The organism is Mesorhizobium sp. M7A.F.Ca.US.005.03.2.1 (assembly GCF_003997795.1).
GTDB classification, from domain to species: Bacteria; Pseudomonadota; Alphaproteobacteria; order Rhizobiales; family Rhizobiaceae; genus Mesorhizobium; species Mesorhizobium ciceri.
The window spans coordinates 1-8,111 of the sequence record NZ_RZRP01000215.1; the positions used below are offsets into that span (position 1 = coordinate 1).

The 8,111-nt window shown below is 54.3% G+C and carries 5 protein-coding genes and 1 pseudogene; 2 read left to right on the forward strand and 4 right to left on the reverse strand.

The features are described from left to right. The 4 genes from EN991_RS14275 to EN991_RS14290 form a co-directional block, all read right to left on the reverse strand. Positions 1-1,996 (reverse strand): penicillin acylase family protein (locus EN991_RS14275; protein WP_164769057.1); only part of this gene is annotated, 1,996 nt, incomplete at its 3' end. A gap of 352 nt (positions 1,997-2,348) precedes the next feature. Beyond that, on the reverse strand, positions 2,349-3,092 hold the full coding sequence (locus EN991_RS14280) for an amino acid ABC transporter ATP-binding protein (RefSeq protein WP_135921822.1): 744 nt from the start codon (positions 3,090-3,092) through the stop codon (positions 2,349-2,351). 94 nt (positions 3,093-3,186) lie between these two features. Then, entirely contained in the window at positions 3,187-4,161 is a 975-nt protein-coding gene (locus tag EN991_RS14285; protein ID WP_063170377.1) for an amino acid ABC transporter permease, read from the reverse strand. Between the two features lie 60 nt (positions 4,162-4,221). Continuing rightward, positions 4,222-5,064, reverse strand: a complete 843-nt coding sequence (locus tag EN991_RS14290; RefSeq protein ID WP_063169318.1) for a transporter substrate-binding domain-containing protein — start codon at positions 5,062-5,064, stop codon at positions 4,222-4,224. 458 nt (positions 5,065-5,522) lie between these two features. Here EN991_RS14290 and EN991_RS14295 point away from each other — a divergent pair. Both EN991_RS14295 and EN991_RS14300 read left to right on the forward strand, forming a co-directional pair. Beyond that, positions 5,523-5,900, forward strand: a pseudogene (locus EN991_RS14295) (alanine dehydrogenase); the annotation flags it as partial. Positions 5,901-6,254: 354 nt separating this feature from the next. After that, the gene (locus tag EN991_RS14300) at positions 6,255-7,472 is read left to right on the forward strand and encodes a serine hydrolase (RefSeq protein WP_063169320.1); all 1,218 of its coding nucleotides are present in this window, start codon (positions 6,255-6,257) and stop codon (positions 7,470-7,472) included. Positions 7,473-8,111 lie beyond the last annotated feature (639 nt).

The window sequence follows — 8,111 nt, forward strand, 5'->3', positions numbered from 1 at the left end:
TATGTATACTGCCCCATGCCCATGAGGCAGAATCGTCGCCAAATCGACATATGCATTCACTCCAGGCAGAAGTTAGGGATTCCATTATGGAATGCTTCAACTTTTCACTAGGCTCTGCCTGTTCGAGCCAAGAGGCTATGGCCGAAGGCTGTAAAGGCACGAGCAGTGCCAACACTTCATCGTCAGCGCTTTCTAAGCGAGCTACTGTCGGGCCAAGGTGTTTGCTAAGCCAAATCTCAAAGAACGCGGCGGCTGGCGAACTCGCATCCAAATGCCGGTCCCAGTTAGAAAATAAGTGCAACGCAGGCATGTTTGCAACCGAACCGAGAAGAGTGTCTAGTTTCGCAAGAATACGAACTGCTATCGGCGAATACACCGAACATTGCAGCGACATGCAGTCCCGCAACGAGATCTTCTCTGATCGTGAGAGAGTTGTATGAAGGGTATCATGTCTGCTGCTGTCAGACCACTCGTAGCCAAAAGCAGGATGCGATCTACTCCATTCCTCCGGAACATTCATTGCGTTGGCAGTGGCGACAAAACCTTTGGCGGGGTTCATCTCGAACGGCCCATCGTCCGGTGACAAATACCCTTCCCATTCGAACCGACCGTCTCCTGGAACCGGAAGCAGGCCGTCCCAATTTCTTCGGACCGGAGCCGCACCTGACGGTTTCCACGCAATTACATTCGACGTGTCCGCATAGATGTGATTAACTGAAGGACAACCCCAGTTTGCTAGACTGGAGGTGTATTCTGAAAATGTCTTAGAGCGCATTACGGCCAAGCTGGCCATGTAAGGTGCCATGCCGGGATCCATCCATACGGTTCTCAGTGCGAAGGCGCGGTCTTTTTCAGCATTTTGGTTTAAAATGGGTCCATGGCGTGTGAACTGAAGCTTTACCTCCTGGTCGGTGTGGGCGCGAACTGGAATTTTCTCGTGTATAGTCTTCACCTGCTCCCAGGCCCCTTTATATAAGTATTTATTTCCCTCACTCTTGGTTTCGTAAACATAAATATCTTCTTGGTCAGCGCCGAAAATAGTCAGACCAAAGGCGGCTGTCCCGTTGTGACCCATGGAGATTCCTGGGATCATAGGCTCTCCAGCGCCAATTACATCGAGCCCGGGCATACTCAGGTGTACAAGATACCTGATGGACGGAAGGACGTGCTTGCGATGCGGGTCTAGAGCAAGGATTGGTCGCTCCGTTGTGGTTTTTGTTGCGGATATGGCCCAGTTGTTTGAGCCCTCTTGGAACACCGTCTGCATGATCTCATCACTCGGTGTTACGCGGGTCCAACGGTCAGCTTCCTGAAGACTTGCTGCAAGTCTTTCCCTCGAGAATGAGACGGGACAGATTGCCAAGCGAAAATCCTGCAGTACTCGATCTGTCATAAAGGCGAGGTCAAGGCCCTCCGCTGGTCGTGGCGCTATCGGAGGTGACAATTCTTGTCTCAACCTGTCGAGGCGGGTACCTCGTTCCACACCTGCCAATGCCATCACCCTGCAGCGCAGAAGCTCCGAAATCGCATTTCGGGTTAGTGAGTGCGTTCGCACGCGAACGACGTCTTCGGGTTTCCAATAGTCGGGAGTGTGACCGAGGAGGCCAAACTCGGGTGGCAAGGCAATCAAACCGTCATGGCAACTGTCTACGTAGGAATTGATCCCCTCGGCAAACGCTGAGCATATCTCTTCGGAATCCGGGCCGTACGCCTGCCATTCTGCACTCATGGCTCCGCGAAATAAAAAGAGACGCGCCGCCCGATCCTGCTCCAAATATCCGGGGCCAAAGTCTCGTGACAGGAGACCGAGACCTCGTTTGCGCGCAATATCAATTTGCCAGAGGCGGTCTCGAGCTGCATTCCAACCCTGCGCGAAAAATAGGTCGTGCAAGTTCTGAGCCTTGATATGAGGAACCCCCCATTTATCAATGTCGATCGTGACCTCACTCTTAAGCTTGTCGGAGCTGTGGCGGTCGAAGGTTATGTTCTTTAACATGTGTTGATCCGTTTGGTTCACCCAAAGATGGTCGGGAATCTGCCAGAGGACGACGTCTGCAGATTGTGGTCGGTTGCGGGCAGAGGGTTGAGGCCGCACTCTTGCAACCTGATCATGTGTGGCGAGCCAATCCTCAGCGCGCCTGGACGCGAACTGGCACGGTGGGCTGCGCACAAGCTCAGCGGGATCCTACTCTCGCGCTTCCGGGAACGAGGCGCTTGCCGAGAACGCTCTGATGTATGTCAGCCAATACGTACGAATACAATATCCGCACATGTTGTCTCGCTGGCCTGAGGCAACGCATTCGATACACAGTAACTCGGTCGAACGGCCTCGTTGAAGGATGGCTCCCTCAATGCGACAAGATCTGGCTGAGAAACAATTTCGTTCTTTCGTGCTGCGGGTTTCTGAAGAAGTCGTGCGGTGTACCCTCTTCGACGATCTCACCTCGATCCATGAAGATTACTCGATCGGCCACGGCGCGCGCAAAGCCCATCTCGTGGGTGACGCATACCATGGTCATGCCGTCGCGTGCGAGTCCGGTCACAGTCTCGAGCACTTCAGCGACCATCTCTGGATCGAGCGAGGAGGTCGGCTCATCGAAGAGCATGACTGCAGGCTCCATACAGAGGGACCGGGCAATTGCGACGCGCTGCTGCTGTCCCCCGGAGAGCTGAGCCGGATATTTGTTCGCCTGTTCGGGAATGCGCACGCGCTCTAGGAATTTAAGCGCGATCTTTCTAGCCTCACCCTCTGGAACGCCCTTTATCCACATCGGCGCCGCCATACAGTTCATCAGCACGGTCATGTGCGGGAAAAGATTAAAGTGCTGAAAAACCATGCCGACGCTTTTGCGAACTTCAGCTACGTTGCGCATTTTGTTATGTAACCTAATCCCAGTGACGGTAATCTCGCCATCCTGGTGCGCTTCGAGCCGATTGACGCAACGGATCAGCGTCGACTTTCCCGAGCCTGAGGGCCCACAGATGACGATACGTTCGCCCTTGCGGACGGTTAGGTTGATGTCAGTTAGTGCTCTGAAGGCACCATACCATTTGGATACATTCTTAGCTTCGATGACTTCGTCGCTCAATATTGCATCTCTCTTGTTCATTGGCGCATCTGTAAGTGCCTTGAAAATGGCCGAACCAACTTAGACGTCTTTTTTAGCTTGACCAATGAATTCACGATCATCGCTTCTTACTTCTGGCAAAATGGTCCTCGATCCGGGATTGGACCAGTTCCAGGCAGGCGGATAAAATCCAATAAATCATTGCCGCTGTTACTAGCATCTCCATAGTATGGAAGGTTGGCTGGCCGAGTGAGTGAGCTAGATACGTCAGCTCCCAAACGCCAAGAACCGAAACGAGAGAGCTGTCTTTGAGCATTGAGATGAACGTGTTTCCCATCGGGGGAATGATAACCGGAAGCGCTTGCGGCAGAATGATTCTGCGCATTGTGAGCGCAAAGCCGAAACCTAATGACCGGGATGCCTCCCACTGGCCGCGATCGATGCTGGCTATGCCCGAACGGAAGATCTCCGTCATGTAGGCACCACTGCATAGCGAAAGCGCCAACACGCCTGCAGGCACGGCATTAATAACGTAACCTACCTGGGGCAAGCCCATGTAGATCAGATAAACCTGCATGAGAAGCGGCAGACCCCGGAAGCATGAAGTGTAGAAGCTGACTATCGCGTAAGCCATGCCGTTGCTTGACAGTTTCGCAATCGCGCCGATTATTGCGATAGCCGACGCAAATAGCAGTGACATCGCTGATACGTAAACTGTAGTAACTACCCCCTGCGTAATTAGAAATGGCAGGTTTGCCCAAATAAATGGCATGCTTAAGTCAAATGCCGCGAAGAGCGAAAGGAACAGTAGCACCAACTCAAACCATACGATCCCGATTTGGATTTTGAGCGGGACAAAACCAATCAGCACGAGGTTGAGGCAGAACATTGCGGCAATTACAAAAGCGATCGCAATGCGACTGTAAAACTTCACTTGTGCGTGATCGCCAATCACGGGCCGTAGGAGTTCGCCCATCGTGGTGCCCGCTACGTTGAAGATAAGAAAAACCGCGAGCACAATTGCAAATATGCAGCCGATAAACCATGGCTTGTGGACGAGCACCTCAGATTCAACTGTATCGTGGTAAAGCATAAGCATTTTCTTCCTAAGAAGAGGCGCCCCCGGGAAGGGGACGCCCACGATTGTGTCATGTTATTTATCGACGCTGAAATCCCCCCCGAACCACTTGACCGAGAGTTTAGCAAGAGTGCCGTCATCCTTCATCTTCTTGACCGCGGCAGCGACCTTGTCGATAAACTCCTTATCGCCACGCTCGATTGTGACAGCGCCCGGGGCGTAGAATAAGGGATCGCCAATAACCTTCAATGGATAGCCAGATTTGATTGCCGCAGCCGCCGTCGTTCCTTCAGTAATGACGCCATCGAGACGAACACCATCGCCGAGGCGCAGGTCGTCAAGCGTAAGAGAGTTAGCACTTGGATAAGCCTTCACTTGGCCCGCTGTAAATTGATATTGTATTGGCTTAGCGCCGATCCATGCCGGTGTGAGCTTGTGATTGGCATACAAATCGCCAAGAGTTCCCGCTCGGACGCCGACGATCTTGCCCTCCAGGTCGGAAGGCTTCGTCGCTTTGCTATCCTTGTGAACGACAGCGACTTCGCCTTCGTAGAAGTACATGGCCGGGAAGGCGAATTTTTTGGCGCGATCGTTGGTCGGCGTCATTTGACCCATGGCCATGTCCCAACGCCCCCCCCACTGGCCTGCCTGAATGATATCCCAGCCCGGGGTCACGAATTTGATCTTCACGCCCAAGTAGTCCGCAATGCCCTTCGCGACCTCTACATCATCACCGTCGAGTTCATGTTGGTCGTTCAAGTGAGACAAGGCTCCCCAGTCGGACCCGACCGCTACCGTCAATGTCTGTGCCGCGAGCACACGATCAAGGACTTCGCCGGCGCAAGCCTTGGCTGACAAAGACATCGACGCAACCGCCATGGAGACTGCAACTACGACCGTCGTTACATGATTGTTCATCTATAGTTCCCTTTTTTCTCGTTCTTATTTTCTTGAAAGCTACCTTCGTCGCCACCGAGAGGAGTGTCTTAGCGGTGCGCCATTGCTCCCTGCTGATTGGACCCATCCCGGTCCGTCATTTAACGAACGACACCTTATCGCTCTGCATTGTTGGCATTCAGCGAAATCGAGTTCGATGATGCAGGTTTCCTGCGAACTACCCTTGGCTTTCGCCGGATCGCTCTGGCGATTTCACAAAGCACGGATACCCTGGCCTCAGAGAGGTCGGCGAACTCGCCAACTCGCTGGACTCCGAAGGCTGCAGATTGCATCGCCACAAGACGTCTTGTTTGGAAGGATCTAAACTGGACTGGCGCGTTGAATTACACCTTGCAGGGCTGACTCTGGTCACGTGGGAACTGCGGTCCAAGCCCCTCTCTCTCCCTAATCTCGACCTCCCTAATCTCGACCTCCCTAATCTCGACGACCTCTTCGCCGGCCGTGTGCGCACCCGCTACTCAACCGTCGGGGCGCTCGAGGAAGAATGCTTCTCTGCCGACATCGTGGTCGGGGCCGTGCTGATCGCCGGTGCTGCCGCGCCAAAGCTCGTCACCCGCGAAATGATGTCCGGCATGAAGAAGGGCTCGGAGCTGGTCGACGTCGCTATTGACCAGGGCGGTTGCTTCGAGACGTCGCATGCGACGACTCAAGCCGAGCCCACCTACGAAGGCGACGGCGTTATCCACTATCGCGTCGCCAACATGCAGAGTCGCCCATGCCATTTCGCGATTTCTTGCCTTGCGAGTTCGCACGTATCCCTCTGGGTCAACATCGTTGATAGACCAGAGAATTTTTGACTCATCGTAGCTCGGACAGCGGAGACGCGTTACAATTGTCAACCCGTTCGGACCCGGTTTAATCGAGATGTACTCGGCATACTGCGCATGATGGCTCATGCCTCTTGTAGCTGGAAGCGTTCGGCAAGTTAGGTCCTACTTGCCACGCGAGAGCGGGGCCGCAAGTATGCGCCGGCCGCAATACAACGCTGATTTGCTGCGTTGTCGAGGACATTTCGCATAGAATGCGCGCCTGCCGCTGCTATGATCATAACATGTTGTGATTTAGTCCAGTCCGAACTCCCGAGGTTGGGTCGCAACTCTCGATAGCCAGCTGGCGCCGGGGGCGCCTAGGCATGAAATTGGATCCCATGTATGACAGAATTCAAACAACGGCAAACCGTCGGTAACGCGTCGGAGAGCGTACTCGAATTCGACGGACAGCAATACCTGGACGGCCGTGCATCGGATCCTCGCGAATTTGGCTGGATGCGCGGTGCGCCGCCGCCGCCAGACAAGCGTGTAACATTCGAGAATGAAACTGTTTGGACCTTTCCTCAGCTTCGCTGGTCGCTATCGCATATGCGTGAGCTGCGGCCCACAGTCCAAGTGTGGCGAGGGCGGGGCGGACCGTCGCAGCTTGAGTGCAGCAACAGGTCTACCGAAATCGATGGGCTCACGTTCGTCGACATGGACGACCGCACCAACCGGTTCGAGGAGGCGCTATTCGACACCTACACCGACGGCATTTTGGTCCTGCATCGGGGGCGGATCATATACGAACGATACTTCGGCGCACTCGCGCCGCACGTACAACATTCGTGTCAGTCAATCACCAAATCGTATGCGGGCACCCTAGCCGCGGCGTTGGTGCATGAGGGCATTCTCGACGACAGGAAGACAATATCGCAGTTTGTGCCGGAATTACGAGGTACAGGGTGGGAAGATGCAACGCTCCGCCAAGTCATGGACATGCAAACTAACGTTGCTTTTACTGAAGATTACACAAGTGTAGACAAGTCATATAGATGCGAATACCTGCGTACCATACGAAAGGAAGGGGCGCACGGCAAATTTGTCTACAAAGGCGTCGATACCAATGTTATGGCTTGGGTTATGTCGCGCGCAACGGGCCGGTCGTTCGCACAACTGTTGGAGGAGCGCTTATGGTTGCCACTGGGCTGCGAAGAAGACGCCTATGTCGAGATCGACCCGACAAACGGTATGCCGAGGGCGCATAGCGGACTCAATGTGACGTTGCGCGACTTGGCGCGTTTCGGCGAGCTGATGCGATGTGAAGGCTCGTGTAATGGCAAGCAACTGGTTCCCGCGAGTGTTGTCTACGACCTTCAAGATCTCGACCACCCCGCCAAGCCGGACCTCCCATTCGGCTATACATACCGAAGCCAATGGTGGGTATCACACGACGAGCTTGATGCTATTGAAGGTCGGGGCCTTTACGGCCAGAACCTGTACATAGCGCCAAAGGCGGAGATGGTGATTGCGCGCTTCGGGTCGCACCCCGCTTGCGACCACATTGATCGGATTAGAAGGCCGCAGATGCAGGCATTGGGGAGGATGCTCCGCGCGTAACTTGATGCACTAGACGGTCACCGCGCTTGTTTAGGAATTTCCTGCAAATTCGCGGTTGAAGAACTGGGGCGCCTACGCCGAATTCCTGCGTTCGGCTAGGGGGCAATTGGCGCAAAAGGCCTGTAGACGCTGCTACGCTTATGAAGTAAATACCAGAAGCCTCGCTTCCCATATGCATAATGCAGACCGATCTGGCTCGCTTTTGCTGAGGAAACAATGATCACCGAACATTGCATATTGATTGGGGCCGTCGCGACTTTGTATTGCGAGAATGGAACCGGTGGACCTATTGTATTCTTGCATGGTGCCGCTTTCGGGCTTATCCGTCAGCTTGACCTGAAACAAAACCCAACCCAAACATCAACGAGACCCAGGATCAGACCGAAAAATGGCCGCCTTCAAATCGGAATGCTGGCCGGAATGAAATCGGAATGACTGGCCGGCTTCAAATCGGAATCGGTGGCCGGCTTCATCGGAATACGCAGGCAATGGTATCGGCATCAGTGGCAGCGCTCTTGCGCTGCTTCTGGACGGTGAGATCGGCGGTTACCTGGGAAAGCCGGGCGACCAGCGCCTTGAGCCGCTGCTGGGCCGCGCTCGGCGGCAGCGTCGGCTGCAGCCGTTTGACCTCGCTATAGC

Bases quoted from the DNA above. Each gene is read 5' to 3' on its own strand.
- EN991_RS14285 (WP_063170377.1), bottom strand. From the start codon at position 4,161: ATGCTTTACCACGATACAGTTGAATCTGAGGTGCTCGTCCACAAGCCA.
- EN991_RS14300 (WP_063169320.1), top strand. From the start codon at position 6,255: ATGACAGAATTCAAACAACGGCAAACCGTCGGTAACGCGTCGGAGAGC.
- EN991_RS14290 (WP_063169318.1), bottom strand. From the start codon at position 5,064: ATGAACAATCATGTAACGACGGTCGTAGTTGCAGTCTCCATGGCGGTT.